Raw genomic sequence first — 24,537 nt, 5'->3', positions numbered from 1 at the left:
GGCACCACCAAGGAGCCCGATCCGAGGTCGGGCTCCTTGGTGGAAGTGACGGTACCCTTTCGGGTGAGTATCTTGCTCTGACCGGCTCACTCAGGACATCGGATAAGGGCCAGCAGAGTGTTTTCCAGTGGACGGAGGACGGATCCCGTCTCGCGAGGAACGTTGACCGAGAGAGACGACGGTGCAAGTCGTCTCGTAAAGAGGACGTGTCCGTTTCCCTGCGGCGACGAACCCCTTATGCGCCCACCTTAGCCAGCCAGGCTCAACGCTCTTTCCAGGTCTTCAACTCCGTATGGCTTCAAAAGCAAAGCTGTTCGCGATGTGTCCTCCATATCGGGAACGCGGTCGGATCCCGTAGCGAAAACAATGCCGAGGCTCGGCCAGCGCTTGCGAACCTGGCGGCAAAAGTCATGTCCCGACATCCCCGGCAATCCAAGATCTGTTACCAGAATGTCAGGAACGGTCTTTTCGAGCAATTCCAAAGCCTCTTCAGCCGATCCCGCTTCCAATACATCGCAACCAAGTTCCGAAAGCATGTCCGCCGCGGCCATCTGAATTAGCATGTCGTCCTCGACGAGGAGAATGCGTCGCGGCCGCTCGTCGTTGCTGGTGGCTGGTGCGGCTGGCGTTCCAGCTTTCGCAGTAAGTTTTCGCTCCAGCACAGCCCTCGCGTGCTTCTCATTGTTGAGCACGTGTCTGATCTTTCGGGCAAGCGCTTCGCGCGTATACGGCTTCGACAAGAGTTGCACGCCGGGATCGAGACGGCCGCCATGGACAATTGAATTCTCTGTATAGCCGGATGTAAACAGAACTGCGAGGTGCGACAATCGCTCCTTCGCCTTCCTCGCCATCTCGCTGCTTTTCAGCGGGCCCGGCATGACGACGTCGGTAAACAGCATGTCGATATGAACTCCACTTTCAATGATCGACAGCGCAGCAGCAGCGTCAGGCGCCTTGAGGACACGATAGCCAAGCTCTTGCAGCATCTCAACAACGGTCATGCGCACGCCTTCGTCGTCCTCAGCGACGAGAATGGTTTCCGGACCACCTTCGATCGGCAGATCGGAGTTTCCGACTTCGAGGTCTTCCTGCTGCATTGAACGGGGCAAATAGATCTTTACAGTCGTCCCGTGGCCGGGCTCGCTGTAGATTTTAACGTGACCGCCTGTCTGCCTGACGAAGCCGTAGACCATGGAAAGTCCGAGGCCTGTTCCCTTTCCTTCGGGCTTGGTCGAGAAAAATGGTTCGAATACTTTCTCGATAAGTTCGGGCGGCATCCCGGTGCCGGTATCTGTGACAGACAAAGACACGTATTGCCCTGGTTCGACATCCTGGTGCTGCCTGGCATATGCGTCGTCGATATAGGCGTTGCCCGCTTCGATCGTAAGTCGGCCGAACCCATCCATCGCATCCCTGGCGTTGATCGCGAGATTGAGAACCGCGTTTTCGATCTGCATTGGATCGATCAGCGTGTTCCAAAGCCCACCCGAGATGACAGTCTCGACCTCAATCCCCTCTCCAATAGTTCGACGGAGCATTTCGTCCATCGCGCGAATGAGGCGTCCGACGTTGACGACGCGCGGATCGAGGGCCTGTCGACGTCCAAATGCCAATAGCTGCGCCGCGAGCTTCGATCCTCGATCGACCCCGGCAAGAGCGTTGGAGATTTTGCTTTGAGCCCGTTCGTTCCCCGCAACATCCTTGACAAGGAGCTGCAGATTGCCTCCTACGATCTGTAGGAGGTTGTTGAAGTCATGCGCAACGCCCCCGGTCAGATTGCCAATCGCTTCCATCTTTTGCGCCTGCTGGAGCGCGAGCTCAGTTTTTCTGAGAGATGCAGCTGCCTCGCGCTCCTCGGTGACATCGCGTCCGACGGCATGGATGAATGCCTCATCCGGAACAGCCGTCCACGAAATCCTGCGGTAGTTACCGTCCTTGGTCTGGTACCGGTTCTCGAAGGAAAACGTCGTTGCACCTTCGCTGAGCCTTTCCAATTCTGCGAGTGTTCCTGCCCGATCGTCCGGGTGAACCAGGTCAATGAACGACCGTCCGATCAGGTCTTGCTCGTCCCATTCGAAAATCGTTGTCCAGGCCGGATTGACTGCGGTTATCCTGGCATCGAAATCGGCGACGAGCATGATATCGGTTGACAGACGCCACATGCGATCCCGGTCCGCGGTGCGCTCGGCGACCCGTTGCTCGAGTGTTTCATTCAATGCTTCCAGCTTGGCCCGTGATTCACGTTGATCCTCAATGTCGGTATTGGTCCCGATCCAGCGAACGACCCGCCCCTCTTCGTCCTTTGTTGGGACCGCCCGGACGATGTGCCAGCGATATTTCCCGTCGGCGCGGCGCAAACGGAATTCGGTTTCGTATGGCTGTCCGGATCCGAGCGAGAGCTGCCAGACACTCAGGACGCCATCAAGATCCTCCGGATGAACAATCCTTGTCCATTGGTCTTCATCCAGCTCTCCTTGTGAGGCCCCCGCATATTCGTAGACCCGTTCATTGAACCAATCGAGTTGACCATCGGGCCTGGCTGTCCAGACGTGGTTCGGGATGGCTTGGGCGAGTGCTCTGAACCTGGCTTCGCTTTCCCGCAGATCGCGCTGTGCTTTCCGGCGATCAGTCACATCCTGTACGACACCCACGAAGCGGACCGGCACGCCATCTGCGTTACGTTCAAATTCGCCACGCCGTGCGATAAAACGCTTTTGGCCGCTGTCTGCTCGGCGAATACGGTATTCGACGTTGAGAGGAGAATCTCCAGCAGTACGGGTCCTTGAATTCGACGCGGTTTCGCGGTCTTCTTCCAGAACGAGCTCTTCGATCCGCTCGATCGAAACATCCTTGTCCTCGGGCAACCCATAGATCTTGCAGAACTCCGGCGTCGGACTGAGCACATTTGTGATGAGATCGAGCGAGAAGACGCCGACCCCGCCAGCTTCCTGCGCGCGTCTAAGGCCGGCCTCCGTATCCCTCAGGGCCTGAGCGGCCAGATATTCCTCGGTCCTGTCGCGCAAGACTTTGACCAGACCAACCGGCCGGCCTTCCTCGTCGCGGATGACACTGATTTCGCCGTTCGCCCAGAAGCGCTCGCCCGACTTTCGAATGTGCCATCGATCATGATGAGCGCTGCCATGCTTTAATGCGGCGTCCATGGCGTCACGCGCCTTGCCTGCGGCTCGGTCTTCCGGCGTAAACAGCATATCCCAATGAAGCGCGATGGTCTCCTCCTCCGTCCAGCCGAAGATCCGCCGAGCGCCTTCGTTCCAGCGAAGGATACGACCATTCAAATCGAGTGCGAGAATTGCATAGTGGATCGCACCGTCCAGTATCTGACGAGACTGCCGTTCGCTCGCGCGCAACGCCTGTTCGGCTGCTACCCGGTCGGTCACGTCAGTTCCTTGAGCGAATATCCCTCCAATGGCGCCGTCCGCGTCCAGCACCGGCTGATAGACGAGGTCAACATATTTTCGTTCGACGTCCGATGCAGCCGAGCGCTGAAAATCAACGGCAAGTGCCTGGCCCTCATAGGCAACGCCCGCTTGATAAACCTTGTCAAGCAGCTCAAAATATCCCTGACCCTCTAGGTCAGGCAGCGCATCCCTGGCCGTCTTTCCGATAATGTCGCGGTGGCCAACCAATTGCTGATATGCAGCGTTTGTCAACTCGAACACGTGATCTGGGCCACGCATCATCGCAATGAAACCTGGGGCCTGCTCGAACATACGCCGCAGCCGGTCCTGTTCGCCGTGGCGCCATCGCTCCGCCATGACCTTCGCCGTCGTCTCAACTACAATCGCGATGACACCACACGGGCTGCCGTCCTCGTCCATGACCGGCGAGTAGTCGAGGTTCATGAAGACCTGTTCCGGGCGCCCTTGCCTATGGAGTGTCAGTTCCTGGTCCTGATAGGCGAGCGTTCCACCGGCCAGCCCTACTTTCATGACATTGTCGTTGAAGTCGGCGACCTCGGCCCAACCTTCGCGAACTTTCGAGCCGAGCAACTGCGGATGACGCCCTCCCGCAAAAACGGAATAGGCGTCGTTGTAAATCATGATCCCTTCATCCCCCCATAGAGTCACGATGGGAACGGGAGATTGAAGAATGGTGGTCGTTGTCACCTTGACGGCTTGCGGCCAGCGCGACGGCGGTCCTAGAGACGTCTTTTCCCACTCGAAATTCCGTATCAGGTTGGCAAGCTCACCATTGTGAGCAAGAAAGTCAAAGTCGTCATTTATCATGGAAACCACTGTCATTTTTCGCGACTTATGTAGTCGGAACATTCCGCTAGGGAAGTAGCCCGAAGTCCGAAAAAGACGATTTGTTCGACGCCACATACGCTATGAGCAATCTCCACAACCTGGAGACGCGCACGAAAGGGCAGCCGCTCGCAACGATTGCTGGCAGCCTCATAGACAAGAGCGCCCAAAGTCTTTGAACGTCACAACCAATCGGCGGGCGAGACGGCAGCACTCCCGCACCAAAGCGACGTGACAACACCAGAAGCTCGGTTCATGAGGGCCGATGACGTCACCGGAAACTTATAAGGTGCGGTGAGGCCAATTATGTTTGGTTGCGGCTTGAGCTGGTTGCAGCAATCGCAGCCAAGGTCTGCGCGTCGCGACCGTAAATGTCGTCGAAATAGTGAACGACTCCGTCGGCAGTAGGCCATGCCGTGAAATAGGAGACATAGACGGGGATCTCTTCAGGGACCGGCATGTCCTTCTTGTCGCCCCCGGCAATTTCCTGGTTAACAAACTCGACAGAGGTCTTGAGGACCGCGGCGGCCATGGCTCGAGGATTTTCCAGCCGGACGCAACCGTGACTGAACATCCGATCCTGCGAGGCAAATTTTCCTCGGGCCGGTGTGTCATGCATGTATATGTCATGAGGATTGGGAAACAGGATCTTGAGCTGGCCAAGAGCGTTGTCCGGGCCTGGTGGCTGGACGACTGAGATATTTTCCAGAGGTTGGGCCCAGTCAACCCTGGCCGAGGACATTTGCTTCCCGTTCACCGAGACCTTGTAACCCTCCCGGTCCAGATAAGCCGGGTCGTGCTTCAAATGAGGCAACATTTCATTTCGAATGATCGATTGCGGGACACCCCAGTCAGGATTGAATTGGACGGTCTTGATCGTGGCATCGAAAAAGTTTGTCTGATGGTCTTGCTGGCCGATGACTGCTTTCATTGAAAGCGCCAGCTCTCCGCCGTCGAAATAGTATGCCATGTAAGCGGGCTGGTTGATGAAAACATATCTGTCGGGAAATTCCTGTGGCAGCCACCGCATTTCTTCCATCGCAACGATGACTTTGTTGACGTTGGCGGACGCATTGCCTTCGCCTGATGTACGAAGCCAGTGGAGTTCGGCGGCCAGCTGAGCGAATTTCGGGTTGCTCGGCATGAAGCGGTCAAAGATCGCCGTCAGGTCAGGCGCCGCGGACAATTGGTAGACGGTGGCGCGGAGATCAACCGGCTTTCGCTTGAAATCGTAGTAATTGGACAATTTGTTCGGATCAATCCGACCGCGAAAATTGTCCTGAAGGAACATCAGGAGCTTCTCCGAGAGGGATGCCTCGAAGAGGGCTGCGGTCCTGGCATAGTCCGACGAATTCCGTGGGATGCCTTCAAGGGAGACTGCAACCTCGTATTCACTCGCGTTCAAACCCCAATCACCCGCCTGCTTCAACAGACTGATTGCCTGAACGGCCTTTGCGTTCTGCCCTCTGCCATCAACCCAGATGAGTCTTGCTTTGGGGGCGCTGTAATAGGCTTCGACTGCATCTGCTATGTCGCTGTTCATCAATACCGAAAGACTGCCCAATTCCTGCAGGACTTTGGATTGACTGTTCCCGACGCCAAACAGTGCGGTGAACGCTCCTCCACTGTTCTGCCGTGAAATGTGAGCCGGGCGGCGCGCCGAAACGGTATATGGAATGCTGGAACTGGCTTCTGCCGAAGGGGCAGGCTGAGGCTCAGCGCGGAGGATTCCGGCACCTGAAGCAAGAGCCAGCACGCCGACGATTGCCACCCTTACCGTAGTCATTCTCAGGATCATCTGATGTCCTCGAACCGGGAATGCGAAACCATGCACACACGCATGGGCACGGCGATCCAGATTACAACGCCACATTTAGGCAGAAGATGGGCGTTGGCCTATACCCTATCTTGCACAGTTCGCGATCAATACCACTGCCTTCAATCCATTTGGTGGTCATCCGCTTTCGAGGTTGCGCTCGACGCCGGAGGACAAGTTCCTGACCCCGGCGGCCGGAGGCAATGGGTCGGCAAAAAGAACGACGACACGTTGAGAGGTTTAGACGTAAATGAGAATGCGGCTATACCCTGCCTTACCAATGATTTGCGCTGGGCCAACCGCGTCCTCTTTAGTGGTGGTTATAGAGCGGCGGCGTGACGTCCTCATTCGCACGATCGGGAAAGAGCTGCCTCCTCAGGGTGATGAGCCGTTCTGCCTCGGCACGGTTTCGAAAGAGCAAGTCTGACGTGACATCTATAAAAGGAGCTGCCTCGGTGGACGCAATGCGAACGGATCCACCTTCAGAGAGAAAATCGCAAAACAACTGTACGGCCCGCAGTCGGGTTGTGATTTCGACATAGTAATCGCTATTTCCAGCCATTTCCCACCTCCTGCCACCCATGGTCCATCATGACTTCGTCAGGATCATGACCAACATGATCAGCTTTTCGGCAGAGATGACCTTTACATCGGTTACCGGCGAACGTGCGCCACAACCATATCGCCGCTAAGAGATAACTCGTTCAACGAAGAGCTAGAACGCCGCGCGCAGATAGTTTTATGCGGAGCCAGCGGCAAGGAACCGCCCTGGCTATTCGACTAGCCAGTGAGCGGGCGGGAACTGCCGCCCCCATTATTCCCTCAAGATAAGACTTTTCCTGGGTCTGAGACCGGCGCAAAATAACCTCCCGAAGACGACGATCACATTAGCAAATGAAGCCCGGCCGATCCTCGGCGCTCGGCGGCTTGAACCGAGGATCGGTGGCAGTCCACAAAGTGCGATGCGCCTTTGAACCCCGATTTGGTTCTGCATGTAATGTGGCTTTTTCCTGTGCCTACAATTGCGAATTTGCAAGCGAAGATTGAGTGCCAGGGAACAACGGCCCAAGTCACGAGTTTTCGGTGGAGGCGGAGTGTCCAGATGCTGTATTACTTCAACCTTTGCTCCGACGACTGGATCGATATCGATCAGCAAGGTGTGGATCTTCCAACGCTTGAAGACGCCAGGCGGGAAGCTGATCGCGCTGCAAGAGAAATGGTTGCCGAACTTGTTCTGGAAAATCGCAGGATCGACGGCTTGCGCTTCGAAATTGCCGATCAGGACGGCAACCGGCTGGAAACAGTGCGTTTTCGAGACGTCATCAGATTTGAGTAGGTCTGACCCCGGGCTTTGATATCCTGGCAGATTTAATAGGCTGATCCGGAGACTGAGCAACGGGTCTTGTTTGCTGCCGTCGACCGTTTCGATCGAATAACCTCATGTACCATCAAGGCCGGAATTGCTGCCAGCGCCGGTACGGACTTTTCGTATAAACATCCCTTCCCGCTTTCGAACGGCTCCGCCCGATAAACCTCTGAACGCGGTTGAGATAGCGTGGCTGATAATGCTCCGCGTGCGATCCTTTAACGTAGATCATCTCGTGGTGGAACAATTGGCGCACGTCGAGGTTTTACCGCGCCACCACTAACGAGAGAGGACAGACCATGGCAACCACCAAGACCCTTGACGATCTTTTTCTCGATACGCTCAAGGATATTTATTACGCTGAAAAGCAAATCCTGAAAACGCTTCCGAAGATGGCCCGCGCGGCTCAATCCGAAGAAGGCAAGGCAGGTTTCCTGCAGCATCGGGATGAGACCCAGGGGCAGATCGATCGCCTTGAGCAGGTCTTCGAAATCCTCGGCAAGCCAGCGCGTGGAAAGACGTGCGAGGCAATCCAGGGGATTATCGCCGAAGGCGAGGAAATCATGGAGGAGTTCAAGGGTTCTCCTGCGCTCGAAGCCGGACTGATCTCCTCTGCGCAGGCAGTCGAGCACTACGAAATTGCCCGCTACGGCACCCTTATCGCATGGGCAGACCAACTCGGTCTCAAACAGGCGGTTCCGCTTCTGCAGGCCAACCTCCAAGAAGAGGAAGCGACCGATCAGAAACTGACCCAGCTCGCCAAGGCTTCCGCAAATGCCAAGGCCACCAAAGCCGCCTAAGCCATATCCACAGGCTGTCGGGAAGGCCGTTCATTCGAGCGGCCCTCCCTGGTTTTTCACAATCGGAGGGAACCATGGCCAAGAAGCCATCGGAATCGTCAGTGCCATCAAAGTTATCCATCGTATCCGACAGTGTCACCATTCATGACCAGAAGCTCCATCGCGGCGCCGGCGGTGAGCTGCATCAAGTTTCCGAGGATGGGCATGATATTCTAACGACCGCTCAGGGAGGGCCGGTCGCCGATGACCAAAATACGCTGCGTGTCGGGGCGCGCGGGCCGGCTCTCATGGAAGACTTTCATTTTCGCGAGAAGATCTTCCATTTTGATCATGAACGCATTCCCGAGCGCGTGGTACATGCCCGCGGCTATGGTGCGCATGGCTTTTTCGAGACGTACGAACCTCTGACGGATATTACCCGTGCCGACATCTTCCAACGTGCTGGCGAAAAGACACCCGTTTTCGTGCGGTTCTCTACCGTTGCTGGCAACAAGGGCTCCTTCGACCTCGCACGAGATGTGCGCGGCTTTGCGGTAAAAATGTACACGAAGGAAGGAAATTGGGATCTTGTTGGCAACAATATTCCCGTTTTCTTCATCCAGGATGCGATCCGGTTCCCGGATTTGGTTCATGCGGTCAAGCAGGAGCCCGATCGCGCATTCCCGCAGGCCCAGACCGCCCATGATAATTTTTGGGATTTCATCAGCCTCACGCCCGAAAGTATGAACATGATCATGTGGATCATGTCGGATCGTACGATTCCAAGATCGTTCCGGTTCATGGAAGGGTTTGGTGTTCATACTTTCCGTTTCGTCAATGCCGATGATCAATCGACATTCGTCAAGTTCCATTGGAAGCCGAAGCTCGGCCTGCAGTCGGTCGCCTGGAACGAGGCCGTCAAGATCAACGGGGCGGATCCGGACTTCCATCGGCGTGATCTCTGGCAATCTATCCAGTCGGGAAATTTCCCTGAATGGGAGCTATGCGTACAACTCTTCGACCAGGATTTCGCGGATAACTTCGACTTCGACGTTCTCGACGCCACGAAAATAATTCCGGAGGAAGTCTTGCCGGTAAGGCCAATTGGTCGCCTCGTGCTCGACCGAATGCCCGACAACTTCTTCGCCGAGACCGAGCAGGTAGCGTTCATGACCCAGAATGTGCCTCCGGGAATCGACTTCAGCAACGACCCCTTGCTACAGGGTCGAAACTTCTCCTATCTCGACACGCAGCTCAAGCGGCTCGGAGGGCCTAACTTTACGCATCTGCCGATCAATGCGCCGAAGTGTCCTTTCCACACCTTCCAGCAAGACGGCCATATGGCTATGCGTAATCCGGTTGGGCGTGTGAACTATCAACCAAACTCATTCAATCAGGGCCCGCGAGAATCCCCGGTGAAGGGCTATCGGCATTTTCCAGCCGAGGAACAGGGAGCCAAGGTCAGGCTTCGTTCAGAGAGCTTCGCAGACCACTACAGCCAAGCACGCCAGTTCTTCATCAGCCAAACCCCACCTGAACAGCGCCACATCGCCATGGCCCTGACGTTCGAGTTGAGCAAGGTGGAAACGCCTGTCATTCGCGAACGAATGGTTTCCCATCTGATGAATATCGACGAGACCCTTGCCACAACGGTAGCGGAGAAACTTGGTTTTCAATCGATGCCCGAGCCGGCGGAAGCGGCAGTCCCGACCCGTCAGGATCTCGAGCCCTCACCTGCCCTCAGCATCGTGGGGCGCGGTCCCAAGCGCTTTGAAGGCCGAAAGCTAGGCATTCTCGTAACCGACGGGGTCGACGCGAAACTTCTGAAGGCGCTCACCAAATCTGTCACGAAGGAAAAAGCTGCCTTTGAAATTATTGCGCCCAAGGTTGGCGGGGTGACTGCTTCTGACGGAAGCTGGGTGGAAGCGCATCATATGATTGACGGGGGGCCTTCAGTCCTGTTCGATGCCGTGGCCCTTTTGACCGCACACCAGGCTATGGACGACCTCGTCAAGGAGGCAACGGCACGTGATTTCGTCGCTGATGCGTTTCAGCATTGCAAGTTCATTGGCTACGATCAGTCGGCACTCCCCTTGCTGGACAAGGCGGGGATTTCAGGTTCGCTTGATGAGGGGACCATTGCCTTGCCTGGAGATAAAGGCGTTTCCGAATTCGTCCAAGAGATCGGCAAGCTCCGCGTTTGGGCACGAGAACCGTCTGTGAAGCTTGGGAAGGCATCTCCACCCATCGCTTGAGACGAGGGGGCGCGGCCCGCGGCCGCGCCTCCATGATCCTGCACACCTCCAGGCGAACGAGCGTATTCCCGCGCTTCTCATCTACGCCGCTCCATTCACCTTCGAATTGTTCTCCGGCAACGGAACCGGCTTCTCCCTACTGCGTTCGCTTCGCAGATGAGGCATGGACATGGATCAAGAAGCATATAACTGGATTACCCGGCGCGCACACGACTTGTGGCAGGGAGAAGGATGCCCGCATGGGCGTGACCGCGACCACTGGTCACAAGCGGTCGCCGAATGGAGAGCGCACGGTGGGGACGGGGTGTCGCCAGACGTTGAGACGCAAATTAGGAAGATTCTGGTGGTCGACGATGAACCGCTGATCCGCTATGCCGCGGTAGATGCGCTGGAGGCAGAGGGCTTTGATGTGCTGGAGGCCGGAAGCGCCGACGAAGCGCTCGTCATCCTGCAAAGCAACAATGTCGACGCGGTGTTCACTGACGTAAACATGCCGGGTTCTACGGACGGACTCGGCCTGATGAGCCGTGTGCGAGAACGGTTTCCTCGTACGAGGGTAATCGTGACATCCGGCCACGTTCGCCTCGGCGCCTTCGACCTCGCGAGTGGAGTTTCTTTTATTCCAAAGCCATATGCGCATGAAGCACTAGTCAGCATGCTTCGAGGGCCGTGTTGATCAATCATCGACTCATCTATTCTATCGGAGGCCAGCATGGAATGGCAGGGACGCCGTCAGTCTGACAACGTCGAGGATCGCCGCGGGCAAGGCGGGGCCAATGGGAGCGGCCCGTTTGGTCGCGGTGGAGGCTTCAATTTTCCGGTCGGTCGCCGCGGCGGCGGCCTTAGCATTGGGACCATTGTCTTCCTGGTGGTGATCTATCTCATCTTCAAGGCAATGGGCATCGACCTTCTTCAGATGGTTGACTCTGGGTCGACTGAAGGGCCGGCCTATGAACAGAGTGCAGGGGACAGCCGACCAGCGTCCAATGATCAAATATCGGCTTTCGTCAGAACGGTTCTCGCCGAAACGGAAGACACCTGGCAGGGGATCTTCCAGTCGCAGGGACAGACTTACGAAGACCCTAGGCTTGTATTGTTCAATGGTGAGACCCGATCGAGCTGCGGTGCCGCTTCTTCCGCCTCCGGGCCTTTCTATTGCCCGAACGATCATAAGGTTTATCTGGACACGCCGTTCTTCAGGGAGCTGAGCAACCGCTTCGGCGCCAGCGGTGACTTTGCAGAGGCCTATGTCATTGCCCACGAGGTTGGCCACCACGTCCAGAACCAGCTTGGCATACTGGGGAAATTCAATGAGGCTCGTGAGCGGCTGGACGAGGCTCAGGCGAACAAGATATCCGTTCGCGTCGAGCTGCAAGCAGACTGCTTCGCCGGTATCTGGGGCAAGTTCACGGACCAGAAGGGTATCCTCGATGCAGGTGATCTCGAGGAGGCGCTGAACGCTGCTCAGCAGATTGGCGACGATACCCTCCAGAAGCGGACACAAGGCTACGTCGTGCCTGAGAGCTTCAATCATGGAACATCCGAACAGCGCGTCCGGTGGTTCCGGCGCGGTTTTGAGAGCGGCAAGCTTTCCTCGTGTGACACGTTTTCTGGTCCGGTCTGAGCATTGGACGACAGGAGCGCCATGGCAAACGGATGATTATAGGATCTGCCCCATCCATTTTCGCGCCGTGACAGGCGCCAACCCATCTCAAGTCCGTCCACGATTATTCTCATCGTATAGGACGGTGCCTATGGCTTCGGGCTTGAAGGTTGTTTGACGTCGGCCGTCGCATCAGATTAAGTCGCATCGGGCAGTCCGCCGACCAGTTTGTCGAGCGTGACCGGGTAATTTCGAACCCTGATGCCGGTCGCATTGAATACTGCGTTGGCAATTGCTGCGGCAACCCCGCAGATCCCGAGTTCAGCAATCCCCTTGGCCTTCATCGGCGACGACCTTGGATCTGTCTCTTCCATGAAGATAACGTCCTGGTTCGGGATATCGGCATGAACTGGCACCTCATACCCCGCAAGGTCATGATTGACGAAGTAGCCGCGGCGCAGATCTACGGCGAGTTCCTCGCTTAACGCTGCGCCTGCGCCCATTGTCATCGCACCGATGACCTGGCTACGGGCAGTGATCGGATTGAGGATACGCCCCGAAGCGCAAACAGCTAGCATCCGGCGAATGCGGGTTTCGCCGGTGAAAACATCGACGTCAACTTCGACGAAATGAGCGCCGAAGGTCGATTGTTGCTGGGTGTCGACGATATCGCCCCACGTCATCCTGTCCTCGCCAACCAGTCCGTCGCTTCCGGCCGCTTCCGAAAGCGGTACCGATCGGTTGCCGAAGCGGACTTGTCCATTCTCGAACAGGGCGTCGTCCGAGTTGAAGCCAAGCTTGCTGGCCACGGCCTCGCGAAGCTTCACACAGGCCGCATAGACCCCCGATGTCGAGGAATTGCCCCCAAACTGTCCACCTGACCCAGCAGAGACCGGAAAGCGGGAATCCCCCAACTCTACAGTCACCCGGTCAATGCCGACCCCCATCATCTCGGCGGCAGTTTGAGCGATGATCGTATAGCTGCCGGTTCCGATGTCGGTCATATCTGTCTGCACAGTGACGCCACCATCTCTTCCAAGCTGGACCCGGGCGCCCGATGGCATCACCAGATTGTTGCGGAATGCTGCTGCCATGCCAAGCCCTATCAACTTTTGACCTTCGCGACGAGAGCCCGCTTTGCCACGTCGTTCCCATCCAAATTGGTCACGTCCGAGCATGAGACAGCCGATCAGATTGCGACGCGAGAAAGGTCTCTCCGGTTTTTCAGGATCGACCTGAGTATCATTGAGAATCCGGAACTCCACTGGATCCAGATGAAGTCTCTCGGCCATTTCGTCCATGGCGATTTCGAGCGCCATCATACCGGGTGCCTCGCCCGGCGCACGCATGGCATTTCCTTCGGGAAGGTCTAGCGTTGCGAGCCGCATCGTGGTCATCCGGTTTGCCCCGGCGTAAAGCAGGCGCGTCTGGTTTACTGCAGTCTCCGGCCCTCCTCCGGGCAGGTCGCCGGACCAGCTTTCGTGTGCAATTGCCGTGATCTTGCCGTCCCGCTCAGCTCCGATACGGACGCGCTGGATCGTCGCGGGACGGTGAGTGGTGTTATTGGGGATCATGGGCCGAGGGAGGGCAACCTTCACCGGCATGCCGACAGCCTTGGCAGCAAAAGCGGCAAGCACAGTGTCGGCCCGGAGGAACAGCTTGCCACCAAATCCACCACCGATGAACGGTGAAATCAGGCGGATCTTCTCTTTTTGCATGCCGAGCGTTGTGGCTAGATCAGTGCGCCACCAGTCGATCATCTGGCTCGATACTCGGACCGTCAGCTCGTCCCCATTCCAGGAAGCGATAGAGGCGTGTGGTTCCATCATGCAATGGGACTGATCCGGCGTAGTATAGATCTGGTCCAGTGTAACAGCTGCCTCTGCAAAAGCGGTATTGAAGTCGCCGGTCGCGGTATCAGGCTCCTGCGATTCATCTGGCTTGACCGCTGCTTCCTTTGCCTTCTCAAGATCGAAAGTGCCGGGCTCGGGTCTGTAGTGGACCTTTACGAGCGCGGCTGCAGCGCGGGCTTCTTCGAAGGTTCGCGCGATGACCACTGCGACCGCCTGGTGATAATGTTGGATCTTGTCGCCGCCAAAGAGATGCGCCGTGTTTCGCTTCGGCTTTTTGAGGCCGCCTACATCGAGTGTTGTGACGACGGCAAGCACCCCGGGGGCTGCTTGCGCTGCGGAAACCTCCATTGAACTAATGGTGCCCTTGGCTATCGCAGACCCGACTGGATAACCAATGGCGCACGCTACATCAAGGTCGTGCCACTCATAAGCGTAGGTCGCCCGGCCAGTCGTCTTGATTTCCCCATCAACGCGGTGGACAGGTTTTCCCACCACTTTGAGTTTGTCGATGGGATTGGTTGCCGCTGGACTATCAAACTTCATTTATCAATCCCCTGCTTCAGAAATCACGGCACCGAGCGTGCGCTCTACGAGTTTGATCTTGAACCGGTTGCCCTCTTCAGGCCGGGCGTCCGCCATCAGCACGCAAGCCGTCGCCTTGGCTCCGTTCGCAAGCTCCCGATCCGCGCTTTCCATTCGCCATGGTTTGTGAGCAACGCCACCGACGGCGATCCGCCCTGTTCCATCGGGATGGATGACCGCACCGACAGAGACAAGCGCAAAGGCATAAGACGCCCGGTCGCGAACCTTCCGATAGATGTGTTTGCCGCCGACAGGCGGCGGCAGCACGACGGCACGAATTATCTCGCCATGTTGGAGCGACGTCTCAATGTGGGGTGCATCACCAGGCAGACGGTGAAAGTCGGCGATTGGAATGGAGCGGCGGCTGCCATCACCCCTTACGGTCTCAACTATCGCGTCGAGGGCACGCATCGCAACCGCCATGTCGCTCGGGTGGGTGGCGATACAGGCGCCACTTGTGCCCACAACCGCATGCTGGCGCGTGAAGCCGCCAATCGCCGAGCACCCGCTGCCTGGTTGGCGCTTGTTGCAGGGCTGGTGCGGATCGTAAAAATATGGACAGCGGGTCCGTTGCAGAAGGTTTCCCGCAGTCGTTGCCCTGTTGCGCAGCTGACCGGAGGCGCCAGCCAGCAGGGCGCGGGACAAGAGGCCGTAGTCGCGACGCACTGTTTCGTGGGCAGCCAGATCAGTGTTTCTGACCAGAGCGCCAATGCGCAAACCACCTTCAGGCGTCGCTTCGATCTTATCCATGCCGACGCCGTTGACGTCGATCAGATGCGTCGGTCGTTCGATGTCGAGCTTCATGAGATCGAGAAGGTTCGTACCCCCGGCGATGAATTTTGCTTGCTCGTTGGACACTGCTGCCGCCGCGGCGGCTTCGACGGACGATGCACGTTCGTAGGTAAACGCTCTCATGGCTTGAACCCCGCGACATCAGCAATGGCTTCCAGAATGTTCGCGTAAGCGCCGCAACGACAGATGTTTCCACTCATCCGTTCACGGACTTCCGCAGCGGTCAGCAAAGGCGGCTGTGTGAGGTCGCCTGTGACATGGCTCGGTATGTCTGCCTTGATTTCCTCAAGCGCCGCCACCGATGAACAGATTTGTCCTGGAGTGCAATATCCGCATTGGAAACCGTCATGTTTCACGAACGCTGCCTGCATTGCATGAAGACTGCCTGGCTGCCCGAGACCTTCGATCGTCGTGATGTCGTCATTGTCGTGCATAACGGCGAGTGTCAGACAAGCATTTAACCGACGTCCGTCGACGATTACGGTACAAGCGCCGCACTGACCGTGATCGCAGCCCTTCTTGGTCCCGGTGAGGTGGAGGTGCTCACGCAACGCGTCGAGAAGTGTCGTGCGATTGTCGATTGTAAGTTCATGACGTTCGCCATTCACGGCAAGCGTAACGGAGGTCGAATGCTTCATCTCATCTCCAGAGGGCTGGGTAACTGCCCTACCTCTCAATCCCGTGACCACGATCGTGGCGGCTGACAAGATAAAGCAGGTCGCGACGTGAAAGTTCCGCGGATCGGGGCGTGACTTGTGCGCTCTGGTTTTTAGGGGGCGCGTGGCCCTACGATAAAGGCGTGGTCACTCGGATCCGATCGGCACTGATCAGGTGAATCCGGGCAAGGGTTGTGAAAGGCGATCAGCGAAACTGCTTCGACGGTGTTCGCGAAGCTCGGCAAGCTCCCGTTCACGTTCCAGAGAAACGTGCGCGGCCTTCAAGCTTTCGCCCGCGTCGAGATGATCGGAAATCAGTTCGGCAAAGAGCTTGAATGTTCTAAGCACCATCGGGTTATTGACATTGGACGGACTGGAGTCGATGGCGCAGAGCGTGCCAAATAGTTCTCCGTCCGCAAGAGTGATCGGCATTGAGATGTAGCTTCGCAGGCCATAGATCCGCGGCGTATGGTGGTCGCGGTAATCCGGATCGCTTGCAGCATTGTCGAAGACGATGGGCTGGCGGTGGTTACGGATCTCGTTGCAGAGTGTCGTCTCGACCGGAAGCTCGTCGCCTGGCTTGAGGCCGAAGCAACGTGATCAAGCGCCTGGCAGGTGATCCATTTTGTCTCGGTAACGCGTGCCACAGCAGCAAAGGCCCCTTGCCTTCTGTGCAATCACCTACAACGGCAAAAATTGGGGTCTAAACGAAAATATGCCGCTTGAGATAAATGCGGCATGAGCCAGTTATGTCTTCTAGCGTACCAAACTTAGGCTGGCGTACCATTTTTGGCGGAAGAGTCGGAATGTATTCAGAACAGAGAAGTGGACTGGCCGTGCCCCAACTATCAACTACCGTCCTTGTCGTTGAAGACGAACCGCTTCTTCGCCTTGCGATCGTGGCGGATCTCGAAGAGGAGGGATTTACGGTCTTTGAGGCTTCCGGCGCCGCTGAGGCAATAGGAATTTTAGAAAAACACTCAGATATCAGATTGCTGTTTACCGATATCGACATGCCAGGAACGATGGATGGCTTGCTCCTCGCAGCTTTCGTACGGGATCGGTGGCCCCCGATCAAAATCATTGTCACATCGGGTCATCGATTTCCAGAGATTGGCCAGCTTCCCACCGACACGCCGTTCATGAGCAAGCCCTATGCTGCAAACGACGTCGCATCCGCGATCAGGCTTTTGACCGGCGAATGATCGGTTGCAATTTCAATGCGGGCTCAATCTTACCTCTGTGTCGAGCAGGATCAGCGGTCCGACCATTCCTCTTGAGGCCTGCCCGCCACACGCCCTTTCATTTTACGATAGGGGCAGGCGCCGTTGGTTCTCGGGTTAGATTCCGAAAAATTTCAAGTGAGGATCCGCCCGAGGATGCCGCAAAGCCGCACCGTTGGCAAAGTATATGCAAGTATCAACACAAGCGAATATGTAGAAAACCTTTTTTGGGGCTTTGCATAGGAAAGCAAGCAGAAGGAAGCGTTGCTAACCTTTCCATAACCGGATGCTGAAATTCTATGTTGGATTTCGAACAATTGCGACAGGGCGCTTCTAAACATGTTTATCGTGGCGGTTTCAGACAATGGGCAGGAACGAAATCTTGTTGCCAACGAAGTTGTTCTATCGAACGGAACAGTTATTGTCCAAGCCGGAGGCCAGCGCCATGAGTTTGCTGTCGCCGATCTGATCGATGTCGTTCCTGTCCAGGCTGGCGTCATTCGCTGCGGCTACAAGCTTCTCGAGCGCGGCCAGATGCTCAACTGAGCGGCGATCTTCCGGCCCTGAAGAACCGAGCTTCTGGTCTTGACAGGCCGCATTCGCGCAGAGACCTGCGTCTTTCTTCCTGCTTGCGACCCGCGACCGAGCTCCCTTCACAGGCAAGCCCCGGATGACCTCCGGTTGGCCTTCCTAATTGAGAAGCGTCTGGGGCTTTGCTCGGGTGGAGAACTGGTGCATCAGCATAATTCCCTGCTCCAGAAGCAACTCAGCAGCTGCCATCTCTCTCGGTGCGAGATCTCCGGATAGCCCGCGAATAGTGTTTGCCAAACAGGTCGAGTTGGCAACAAACCGTACGTCCCCATTTTCCTCTGCTTCGCTTGCGGTGGCTTCCAGTGCATCTGCGACCGCTTCCAGCAAGTTCGATCGCTCAATCCGGGTCATCTCATCCAATGTCTTCGAAATGGTGTTCACGATGCCTCCTTGCCGGCGCTCCGATGACCGGGTCGCGGCGATTGTTTCAAGGTGAAGTCAACTGATTTCTCCGCAAATAGTAGTTGCGGCACGAAGACACAAATCATACCAGTCACGCAGGGTATGCATGGGTTAACCTAACTTCGCCCCCCTTACAAAAAGCTAGATGTCGCGGCTGGTGCGCTCTTTCAACTCTTCCCGATCGATAAAAGTATCGGTGGCTCCGGCCTCATGATCGGGATGGGAAATTTCGATGTCGATGTTTTTCGGAAGGGAAAGTGCCTGTTGAGCATTCATGATGCCCAGCGCAACGCGCTCGCCTTCTGATGTCACGGCAACCTCGACCAATTTTCTTCTCGACGTCATTATGTACTCCTTGTCCATAGTCAACAACGGTCAAGGAGTCGTCCGGTTCCAATAAGATAGCGCGCAGTGGAAAACGTAGCCGGCTATGCACTCCCGCCACTTGCCCAAGCTGCGATAGACAGTCTCGACCAGGTCTTCGAGACGGTTACGCACTGTTACGCAGAGTTTCGCCGCCTCTAGCATATCGATTGGGCATGATACATAGCGCTAAAAAGCCAGGACACAGTTGAGATGACGCCCACAATCTCTGCTAATCATCAACTCGATTATCAGAAACACGCTTTATTCGGTTCAACTCAAACCGATCGGGCTACGCCCCTGAGGAGAAGGGGTTGTGATTGTCGGGCTTTGTGCGTAGGCCCTCTGGTAAGGGTAGCAACTGCAAACGGACTCCATAGACGACCTATGTCTTTGACGTGTCGAGGATTTTCGCGTTGTTCTGCAACCCTCCACTGCGTTCTGAAATTGCTGAGTACGAAGGAAATCATGGCGCTGATGCGCAATCTCCGTTGCGCCGACCGCTGGTCAAGTTACAACAGCACTCCCCGCGTCTCAAATGGTGAGCAAGACAAGCACTGATGAAGAAACGCCAAAAAGCTGAGACTTCACTTGGAAAGGCATCAGTAGCAATCATCGTTTCGATGTTTTTTGCCCTGCTCGCCGTCTTATGTGTCTGGCTAATAACGAGCTATCGAACCACTGTGCATAGGGGCGACGAACGGATCATCGCGGCGTCGAAGATTGTGGCTGCGAACGCCATATGGATGAACTCGCTCGCAAGGGAGACACTTCACCGGATCGATGACGGTCTTGGGGAAAACATTCCAGTCCCCGGTCCGGACCGTATCCATGACCTTAATGCGGCCGTGGCGGATCTTCCTTCACAGGTGACGGCATATGTTCTCGGGCCGGACGGGCGGACACTATTTTCCAACGATCCCAACATCCGAAAAGTTGATGTGACCGATCGGGACTACTTCGTGCGACTTCGCAACGGCGCGGATGACTACACGTCCTCCTTGATCATGAGTCGCCTTACCAATCGCCAGATCTTCGTTTTCAGTCGGAGGCTGGAGCGCAACGGGGCTTTTGCCGGCGCGGCGGTCGTCGCTTTCGATGCGAGTATCCTCAAACCGGTGTGGGACGCCGTAGCGATGGGGGAAAACTCGACAGTGAGCTTGATCAGGCGCGATGGACAGCTGGTTGCACGACATCCGGAACCTGATGGTCCGGTTAACATGAAAGACTACGTGCTCTTCACCGACTACATGAAGAAGTCCACAACGGGCGTTTACCGAGCCCTCTCCCCTATCGATGAGCAAGACCGGCTGGTTGCATATCGAATAATCGAACGCACACCGTTCGTGGCGATTGCGTCTGCCGACATGGCGATCATCATGCGGCCCTTTTGGAATGACGTGGAGATCGCAATCGCCTTGGTCATACTTGCCGTGGTCGGCGCGCTCGCTGCGGCTTACTGGATCCGCGGGCTTATTCGCGTGGATGCGGTGCATGTAATGGAGCTTGCGGACGCCGTGAAGGCGAACGAGATGCTGATGCGAGAAATCCACCACCGCGTCAAAAACAATCTACAAACCGTGATGGCACTCATTCGCCTACAAGGCTTCGACCCCGAAGCTGTCGGCAAGGTCAACGAGCGAATTTCAGCGATGTCAGCGGTCCATGAGCAAATGTACGGGTTTGACCAGTTCGCGGGGGTAGCGGCGCGTGACTTCGTACCAGGGTTTGTTGGAAACCTCGTCAACATGCACGCCTTAAACATCGATACGACATTTGATGTCGATGACTTCGTTGTTGCTGCCGACAAAGCCACCCCGCTCGCCCTGCTTCTCAATGAACTGGTTGCCAACAGCATGAAGTATGCCTTCAAGAACCGCCCGAGTGGCCGGATTCACGTCGAACTCAAGGTTCTCGACAAGGACGTTTGCCAGCTGATCGTCTCCGATGATGGCATCGGCTACAATGGACAGACCAAGAAACCAGGCATGGGAACGCGCTTGATCGCCGCTTTCGTCAAGCAGCTGAAAGGTTCATTTGCTTATACAAGATCCAACGGCACCCAGTTTGTCGCGAGCCTGCATCTCATCAGGTAAAAGCCGACTACTGGGCGGGTCGGATCGTTCCAGGAACGCCCGTTGGCCGGGGGGTGAGCTGACGGCTCGATCGCCCGAAGGCCCGCGAAAAGCGGGCCTTCTCCTTGCCACTTTAGCGCTCCAGCAGCAGAACAAGCTGCCAGGAAGGCCGTCCCATCACCTTTCGCATCACGCGCCATCATTGGCGGCGGTCGACAGCGTCAGTGCGCTTCCAAACCATTCTCGTCGCAGACACCCGTTCCATTCACGCCGCGATCTGCACATCGGCGGGTCCGAACAGTTCGTGATTGGATATGCTTTCGATCGACCCCGGCTGCGCTAAGTCCGCCGACAAGGGCCTGGAGGAGCGGCCGTGGTCCGCAGAGATAGAAGTCCGCCTGTTCAAATGGCGTGTTTTCCTTCAGCCAGGACACCGAAATAAATCCATCGTGGTCGTGAGAATAACCGGCCGCGTCAGCTTCCAATGGCTCGCTGTAGAAGGTGTTGACCGTCCCGCGCCCGTGAGTCGTCGCCAATGAGCGGACGTGCCGATCCATCGCGTGCGTGGCACTGTTGAGTGCCCCATGCACGAAATGGGTCTCGAGATCCGGATAGCCCGCCGCAACCGTCTCAAGCATGCTGACCATCGGCGTCAAGCCGACGCCACCCGACAGAAGGACAACAGGGCGAAGAGGTTAGCATCTTTTATTCGCGGTCTTTTTGACGCAGGGAAAAATGCGACTGACGACGTATACGGATTACGCCATACGGGTGCTTGTGTATCTCGGTGCCCCTGAGGGGGAACTGTGCTCCATTCGCGAGATAGCCACCGCCTTTGCAATCTCGCAAAGCCATGTGATGAAAGTGGTGCAGGATCTGTCAGCACCCGGGTTTTATCACTGCGACTCGTGGCAGAGGCGGTGGCATCCGAATGACCAGATCGGCTGAAAGGATAAATCTCGGAACGCTTCTTCGTCACACAGAAGGGCTCACGAATGTGCTGGAGTGCTCGGAGTGGCTAGTTTTCCCGCGCATGCGGGATGCCGCCAATCCTATCCGAGGCCACCGCGGCTTTTGTATCGGTCTTTGATCGATATACCGTTGCCGATCTTGTGCGCAGGAAGGCAGACCTCCGGGCATTGCTTGCATCCTGATCCTAAACTATCAACGCTCTGTGAATTCCATGATGAGGCGACAGAAGCGTCGTCCCCGGTGGACTTGTACTCAACGAGTGGTCAAATTGCTTGGCCACGCGGTTAAAGTAGCACCGCGCAAGAATTCATGTGATCCGCGCCACTTCCCCTGCCGTACAGTGCAGCTTGCTGGAGGCAGGAATGGAATCAAAAAATCGGACCCTGCATGATTTTCACCACCTGTCGATTGAACAACGCAGCGTGGTGGTTGGAGAAATCTGCGATCGCATGCGAGAACTGTCGCACAGCATGCGGCGCATTGGCAGATACGATATCGTCGACCTGCTCGAAAAGATTTGTGAGGGTCTTCACGTAGCGAGTTTTCTTTTCTCTGCCGATAGCGCTGGATTGCTGCAACGCGCACTGACGATGATGGATGCAGTCGAAGACGAGATCGCTTCTGTGGTAGCCTCGTCAGGCGGATGTGCAACGAGGCATTGAGAGGCACCGTGAACGTAACGCCACCGACCTCGTTATCTGAGGCTCAGAACGGCGCGCCAGTTACAGGGTTTACGACGGGCCTCTCACTTTCGTCCTTTGCGCCTGAAGGCTGAACGGTTGTCGGCGCGAGAGATTCCTTGTCAGCAGGCTCCGGCTTTTCAGGTGTTGGGCGGACATCCCGAGGTCGCCGTTGTTCGGGTGTGGCGTTGGTATCATTCGTCTTCATGAACTTGCTCCCTTCGTTGAGAAACGGTCGACGGACGGGTGTGTTCCCTTCGACCTGCATGGCTTGCAAGGAACAGCAGGCAACTACGCAGGGATCTTGACCTGGATGGGGGGCGTTGGCCCTTGCCCTTTCCGCTACATCGTTACTTTGACATTCTCGCCCATATCCGGACGTGAACTGCCAACTGCCGCGGCCGCCATTTTGATGTAGCTCATAACTGTTCCGGGGCTGTCCCAGAACTCGGCAAAATTCGGGGTCACCTTCAGAATGCGGATGGACGGGTCATCGGGACTGTCCCACCAAGCTTTCGCAGGCGTAGCCCAGAGTTCGCGGATTTTCTCTCTGTCATTCTGCATCTCGGCTGTTCCAGACAGCGATACATACTTTTGGCCCTTTGGATCAGCGAAAGCCAGACAGACATTGGGACAGCTTGCGATCTCCTCGTCCTTGTGGCTCGCCCCATCGGTCAGGAAATAGACCGCATTCTCCATTCGCTCTGCATATGCCGACATGGGCCGCGCTCGCAAATCGGCCCCTGTTTGTGTCGTCAGCATGCAAAATCCGATTTTCTCGGCCAGGTCCCAAACCTTGGTGATGTCGTCTTCAGCGTCCATGAAATTCGTCTCCATCTTCAGGAAGACAGGAACACGGGAAAAAGTCAGATGTTCCGAGGAACGCCTCAACATCGGAGCACACTGCACGGGAAGCCACTCCCTTCGATGCGCCGCGTCCCCACGAGGAAGCCCGATCCCTCCGCCGGATTTCAAGGTCTGGACTTCCCACAATTCTCCTCCTCCGCCGAAATTGGAACTCATGAAATGAAGCCGCTTCGAATCCGGTCGAAGGAATGGCCAAGACCGGCGCCTTGCTTGGAAGTATAGGGCCCTACGGCCGTTCCGGGATAGACGGATTCCAGGCGTCAGAGGACGGCTTAAGGGCACCAGCGGGCCTGCCGTCGCATTGATGATCGGACAATTCTTCAGGGCTATCGGATACCAAATAGCAAAAGAGCCTGCCGCGGGAGGAGGTGCGGCAGGCTCTTCTGAAAGAGTAGAACAGCAACTGGGAGGAGGATTGCTGCTGTCCAACGCAAACGGACCATGGGAGGAGGTTGGCCCTTTTGCAAAACGCAGCGCCACGGGAGGAGGTGGAGCGCTTCGTTGAAACCCTGATACCAACACGACCGCACAAATAGTATGCAAATCTTCGCAGGGGAGGAATGCTTTGCCCGCATATCTCAAAACATGCGACAGGAACGCAATAACGCCCGCAAAAGAACCGGGGCTTTGTAAAAGAATGGCCAGCCGTGGGACGACTCACCCGGCCGCGGAGGCTCTCCCGATATCTGGAATATTGCAGCTAGCCAGCCCGAGTCTTTGGGGTCAAGGTTGGTCTTGCGGCCAAGCCCGGAGGCCGTCTGAGGATCCTTGCGCCAACTGTTGAACGAGCGTGAATGTTCACGATGGAGCCCGTTCCTGGGATTCGAAGACCAGCTGCCAGCCTGGACGCTTCATTCGCTTCGATAACGGTTCTTTAACATAATGGCGCGCGAACTTTGCATCGGAAACCCACGTTTCCAGCCATGACTCGATTGCATAGCATTTGCCCGTAACGAGAGCATAAGAAAAGGCTCGCCACGCGGAACGGGAGACGAGCCTTGTCATTTCTGTATTGCCTTTGTCACCGATAACCTATTCGTGACAGACATAACCATAGCGACAACAAGTTAAGTAAACCCTAATATGGGAATCCGATCTTTCTCCGCTCTCTATGGCGGGAGCGACAGCGGGCCGGAGAGCCGCCCAGCTCAAGCGGCCGTCATCGTCACGGTGTCTGAACCGAACATCCTCTCGAGATTCAGAAAGCAGATAGTCCGTCCGGTTGGCCAATGACACCGTCGGAGAAGCGCAGCTATCGGGCACCGCGATCCCCGGCACGGGTTGTAAATTGGTTGCGGCGATTGTCATAATGTCCGAAACCCTGTCGACCAACAATCCGACGACCATTCCACAGACTTCAGCGACAACGATTCTCGCTTCACCTGTATGTTGACTCA

General features: G+C 56.3%; 23 protein-coding genes and 2 pseudogenes. 12 read left to right on the top strand and 13 right to left on the bottom strand.

Features of this window, described 5'->3' with window-relative positions:
- Window positions 1–248 precede the first annotated feature (248 nt).
- The 3 genes from RGCCGE502_RS19725 to RGCCGE502_RS19715 form a co-directional block, all read right to left on the bottom strand.
- Window positions 249–4,247, bottom strand: a complete 3,999-nt coding sequence (locus RGCCGE502_RS19725) for a hybrid sensor histidine kinase/response regulator (RefSeq protein WP_016555956.1) — start codon at window positions 4,245–4,247, stop codon at window positions 249–251.
- Window positions 4,248–4,569: 322 nt separating this feature from the next.
- A complete protein-coding gene (locus tag RGCCGE502_RS19720; protein ID WP_016555955.1) occupies window positions 4,570–6,063 on the bottom strand; it encodes a L,D-transpeptidase family protein in 1,494 nt (497 codons plus the stop codon).
- A 328-nt stretch (window positions 6,064–6,391) separates the two neighbouring features.
- Window positions 6,392–6,643: a hypothetical protein gene (locus RGCCGE502_RS19715; protein WP_016555954.1), complete on the bottom strand. Its 252-nt coding sequence runs from the start codon at window positions 6,641–6,643 to the stop codon at window positions 6,392–6,394.
- A gap of 540 nt (window positions 6,644–7,183) precedes the next feature.
- Here RGCCGE502_RS19715 and RGCCGE502_RS19710 point away from each other — a divergent pair.
- From RGCCGE502_RS19710 to ypfJ, 6 genes and pseudogenes are all read left to right on the top strand, one after another.
- Window positions 7,184–7,417 carry a DUF6894 family protein gene (locus tag RGCCGE502_RS19710; protein ID WP_016555953.1) on the top strand — a complete coding sequence of 78 codons (234 nt, stop codon included), beginning with the start codon at window positions 7,184–7,186 and terminating at the stop codon, window positions 7,415–7,417.
- A gap of 329 nt (window positions 7,418–7,746) precedes the next feature.
- Window positions 7,747–8,247, top strand: a complete 501-nt coding sequence (locus RGCCGE502_RS19705; protein ID WP_016555952.1) for a YciE/YciF ferroxidase family protein — start codon at window positions 7,747–7,749, stop codon at window positions 8,245–8,247.
- A 74-nt stretch (window positions 8,248–8,321) separates the two neighbouring features.
- Window positions 8,322–10,481 carry a catalase gene (katE, locus tag RGCCGE502_RS19700; protein ID WP_016555951.1) on the top strand — a complete coding sequence of 720 codons (2,160 nt, stop codon included), beginning with the start codon at window positions 8,322–8,324 and terminating at the stop codon, window positions 10,479–10,481.
- Between the two features lie 163 nt (window positions 10,482–10,644).
- Window positions 10,645–10,749: pseudogene (locus RGCCGE502_RS38780) on the top strand (DUF2934 domain-containing protein); the annotation flags it as partial.
- A 75-nt stretch (window positions 10,750–10,824) separates the two neighbouring features.
- The gene (locus RGCCGE502_RS19695) at window positions 10,825–11,157 is read left to right on the top strand and encodes a response regulator (RefSeq protein WP_019280167.1); all 333 of its coding nucleotides are present in this window, start codon (window positions 10,825–10,827) and stop codon (window positions 11,155–11,157) included.
- Window positions 11,158–11,193: 36 nt separating this feature from the next.
- Window positions 11,194–12,105, top strand: coding sequence for a KPN_02809 family neutral zinc metallopeptidase (ypfJ, locus tag RGCCGE502_RS19690; protein ID WP_016555949.1), 912 nt, complete (start codon window positions 11,194–11,196; stop codon window positions 12,103–12,105).
- 176 nt (window positions 12,106–12,281) lie between these two features.
- Here the strand turns inward: ypfJ and paoC are convergent, their stop codons facing one another.
- The 4 genes and pseudogenes from paoC to RGCCGE502_RS35560 all read right to left on the bottom strand — a co-directional run bounded on the left by paoC (window position 12,282) and on the right by RGCCGE502_RS35560 (window position 16,483).
- Window positions 12,282–14,480 carry an aldehyde oxidoreductase molybdenum-binding subunit PaoC gene (gene paoC, locus RGCCGE502_RS19685; RefSeq protein WP_016555948.1) on the bottom strand — a complete coding sequence of 733 codons (2,199 nt, stop codon included), beginning with the start codon at window positions 14,478–14,480 and terminating at the stop codon, window positions 12,282–12,284.
- 3 nt (window positions 14,481–14,483) lie between these two features.
- Entirely contained in the window at window positions 14,484–15,434 is a 951-nt protein-coding gene (locus tag RGCCGE502_RS19680; protein WP_016555947.1) for an FAD binding domain-containing protein, read from the bottom strand.
- Window positions 15,431–16,028 (bottom strand): annotated as a pseudogene (paoA, locus tag RGCCGE502_RS19675) (aldehyde dehydrogenase iron-sulfur subunit PaoA). Before paoA ends, RGCCGE502_RS19680 begins: the two are co-directional and overlap by 4 nt.
- 110 nt (window positions 16,029–16,138) lie before the next feature.
- Complete coding sequence (locus RGCCGE502_RS35560; protein ID WP_244441755.1) at window positions 16,139–16,483, bottom strand: GAF domain-containing protein; 345 nt, start codon at window positions 16,481–16,483, stop codon at window positions 16,139–16,141.
- 290 nt (window positions 16,484–16,773) lie between these two features.
- Between RGCCGE502_RS35560 and RGCCGE502_RS19665 the strand changes: the two genes are divergently transcribed.
- Complete coding sequence (locus tag RGCCGE502_RS19665; RefSeq protein WP_016555944.1) at window positions 16,774–17,172, top strand: response regulator; 399 nt, start codon at window positions 16,774–16,776, stop codon at window positions 17,170–17,172.
- Window positions 17,173–17,529: 357 nt separating this feature from the next.
- Window positions 17,530–17,736: a hypothetical protein gene (locus tag RGCCGE502_RS19660; RefSeq protein WP_016555943.1), complete on the top strand. Its 207-nt coding sequence runs from the start codon at window positions 17,530–17,532 to the stop codon at window positions 17,734–17,736.
- Between the two features lie 144 nt (window positions 17,737–17,880).
- On the opposite strand, the gene RGCCGE502_RS19655 is transcribed toward RGCCGE502_RS19660, so the two are convergent.
- Together RGCCGE502_RS19655 and RGCCGE502_RS19650 are read right to left on the bottom strand one after the other, a co-directional pair.
- A complete protein-coding gene (locus RGCCGE502_RS19655) occupies window positions 17,881–18,162 on the bottom strand; it encodes a hypothetical protein (RefSeq protein ID WP_016555942.1) in 282 nt (93 codons plus the stop codon).
- 162 nt (window positions 18,163–18,324) lie between these two features.
- Complete coding sequence (locus tag RGCCGE502_RS19650) at window positions 18,325–18,510, bottom strand: hypothetical protein (protein ID WP_016555941.1); 186 nt, start codon at window positions 18,508–18,510, stop codon at window positions 18,325–18,327.
- Window positions 18,511–19,106: 596 nt separating this feature from the next.
- Here RGCCGE502_RS19650 and RGCCGE502_RS19645 point away from each other — a divergent pair.
- The gene (locus RGCCGE502_RS19645; RefSeq protein ID WP_016555940.1) at window positions 19,107–20,642 is read left to right on the top strand and encodes a sensor histidine kinase; all 1,536 of its coding nucleotides are present in this window, start codon (window positions 19,107–19,109) and stop codon (window positions 20,640–20,642) included.
- A 200-nt stretch (window positions 20,643–20,842) separates the two neighbouring features.
- Here the strand turns inward: RGCCGE502_RS19645 and RGCCGE502_RS19640 are convergent, their stop codons facing one another.
- A complete protein-coding gene (locus RGCCGE502_RS19640; RefSeq protein ID WP_244441749.1) occupies window positions 20,843–21,259 on the bottom strand; it encodes an NO-inducible flavohemoprotein in 417 nt (138 codons plus the stop codon).
- A 97-nt stretch (window positions 21,260–21,356) separates the two neighbouring features.
- Here RGCCGE502_RS19640 and RGCCGE502_RS38105 point away from each other — a divergent pair, with 97 nt between their 5' ends.
- From RGCCGE502_RS38105 to RGCCGE502_RS19630, 3 genes are all read left to right on the top strand, one after another.
- Complete coding sequence (locus tag RGCCGE502_RS38105; RefSeq protein WP_016555938.1) at window positions 21,357–21,569, top strand: RrF2 family transcriptional regulator; 213 nt, start codon at window positions 21,357–21,359, stop codon at window positions 21,567–21,569.
- Window positions 21,553–21,711: a hypothetical protein gene (locus tag RGCCGE502_RS38100; protein ID WP_244441748.1), complete on the top strand. Its 159-nt coding sequence runs from the start codon at window positions 21,553–21,555 to the stop codon at window positions 21,709–21,711. The genes RGCCGE502_RS38105 and RGCCGE502_RS38100 overlap by 17 nt, the downstream gene beginning before the upstream one ends.
- A 244-nt stretch (window positions 21,712–21,955) precedes the next feature.
- The gene (locus RGCCGE502_RS19630; RefSeq protein ID WP_016555937.1) at window positions 21,956–22,255 is read left to right on the top strand and encodes a hypothetical protein; all 300 of its coding nucleotides are present in this window, start codon (window positions 21,956–21,958) and stop codon (window positions 22,253–22,255) included.
- A 43-nt stretch (window positions 22,256–22,298) separates the two neighbouring features.
- On the opposite strand, the gene RGCCGE502_RS38095 is transcribed toward RGCCGE502_RS19630, so the two are convergent.
- From RGCCGE502_RS38095 to RGCCGE502_RS39250, 3 genes are all read right to left on the bottom strand, one after another.
- Window positions 22,299–22,481 (bottom strand): hypothetical protein, encoded by a 183-nt coding sequence (locus RGCCGE502_RS38095; RefSeq protein WP_081647282.1) that lies wholly within the window; start codon window positions 22,479–22,481, stop codon window positions 22,299–22,301.
- Between the two features lie 134 nt (window positions 22,482–22,615).
- The gene (locus RGCCGE502_RS19625) at window positions 22,616–23,095 is read right to left on the bottom strand and encodes a pyridoxamine 5'-phosphate oxidase family protein (protein WP_040675177.1); all 480 of its coding nucleotides are present in this window, start codon (window positions 23,093–23,095) and stop codon (window positions 22,616–22,618) included.
- Between the two features lie 1,077 nt (window positions 23,096–24,172).
- The gene (locus RGCCGE502_RS39250) at window positions 24,173–24,511 is read right to left on the bottom strand and encodes a hypothetical protein (protein WP_439332347.1); all 339 of its coding nucleotides are present in this window, start codon (window positions 24,509–24,511) and stop codon (window positions 24,173–24,175) included.
- Window positions 24,512–24,537 lie beyond the last annotated feature (26 nt).

Origin of the sequence: Rhizobium grahamii CCGE 502 (assembly GCF_000298315.2) — a bacterium.
GTDB lineage: Bacteria > Pseudomonadota > Alphaproteobacteria > Rhizobiales > Rhizobiaceae > Rhizobium > Rhizobium grahamii.
The sequence above is the reverse complement of the archived record's forward strand: the minus strand, read 5'-3'. Positions and strand labels throughout refer to the sequence as shown.

Bases quoted from the DNA above. Each gene is read 5' to 3' on its own strand.
- RGCCGE502_RS19725 (WP_016555956.1), bottom strand. From the start codon at position 4,247: ATGATAAATGACGACTTTGACTTTCTTGCTCACAATGGTGAGCTTGCC.
- RGCCGE502_RS19720 (WP_016555955.1), bottom strand. From the start codon at position 6,063: ATGATCCTGAGAATGACTACGGTAAGGGTGGCAATCGTCGGCGTGCTG.
- RGCCGE502_RS19715 (WP_016555954.1), bottom strand. From the start codon at position 6,643: ATGGCTGGAAATAGCGATTACTATGTCGAAATCACAACCCGACTGCGG.
- RGCCGE502_RS19710 (WP_016555953.1), top strand. From the start codon at position 7,184: ATGCTGTATTACTTCAACCTTTGCTCCGACGACTGGATCGATATCGAT.
- RGCCGE502_RS19705 (WP_016555952.1), top strand. From the start codon at position 7,747: ATGGCAACCACCAAGACCCTTGACGATCTTTTTCTCGATACGCTCAAG.
- katE (WP_016555951.1), top strand. From the start codon at position 8,322: ATGGCCAAGAAGCCATCGGAATCGTCAGTGCCATCAAAGTTATCCATC.
- ypfJ (WP_016555949.1), top strand. From the start codon at position 11,194: ATGGAATGGCAGGGACGCCGTCAGTCTGACAACGTCGAGGATCGCCGC.
- paoC (WP_016555948.1), bottom strand. From the start codon at position 14,480: ATGAAGTTTGATAGTCCAGCGGCAACCAATCCCATCGACAAACTCAAA.
- RGCCGE502_RS19680 (WP_016555947.1), bottom strand. From the start codon at position 15,434: ATGAGAGCGTTTACCTACGAACGTGCATCGTCCGTCGAAGCCGCCGCG.
- RGCCGE502_RS19665 (WP_016555944.1), top strand. From the start codon at position 16,774: ATGTATTCAGAACAGAGAAGTGGACTGGCCGTGCCCCAACTATCAACT.
- RGCCGE502_RS19660 (WP_016555943.1), top strand. From the start codon at position 17,530: ATGTTTATCGTGGCGGTTTCAGACAATGGGCAGGAACGAAATCTTGTT.
- RGCCGE502_RS19645 (WP_016555940.1), top strand. From the start codon at position 19,107: ATGAAGAAACGCCAAAAAGCTGAGACTTCACTTGGAAAGGCATCAGTA.
- RGCCGE502_RS19640 (WP_244441749.1), bottom strand. From the start codon at position 21,259: ATGCTTGAGACGGTTGCGGCGGGCTATCCGGATCTCGAGACCCATTTC.
- RGCCGE502_RS38105 (WP_016555938.1), top strand. From the start codon at position 21,357: ATGCGACTGACGACGTATACGGATTACGCCATACGGGTGCTTGTGTAT.
- RGCCGE502_RS38100 (WP_244441748.1), top strand. From the start codon at position 21,553: ATGACCAGATCGGCTGAAAGGATAAATCTCGGAACGCTTCTTCGTCAC.
- RGCCGE502_RS19630 (WP_016555937.1), top strand. From the start codon at position 21,956: ATGGAATCAAAAAATCGGACCCTGCATGATTTTCACCACCTGTCGATT.
- RGCCGE502_RS38095 (WP_081647282.1), bottom strand. From the start codon at position 22,481: ATGAAGACGAATGATACCAACGCCACACCCGAACAACGGCGACCTCGG.
- RGCCGE502_RS19625 (WP_040675177.1), bottom strand. From the start codon at position 23,095: ATGGACGCTGAAGACGACATCACCAAGGTTTGGGACCTGGCCGAGAAA.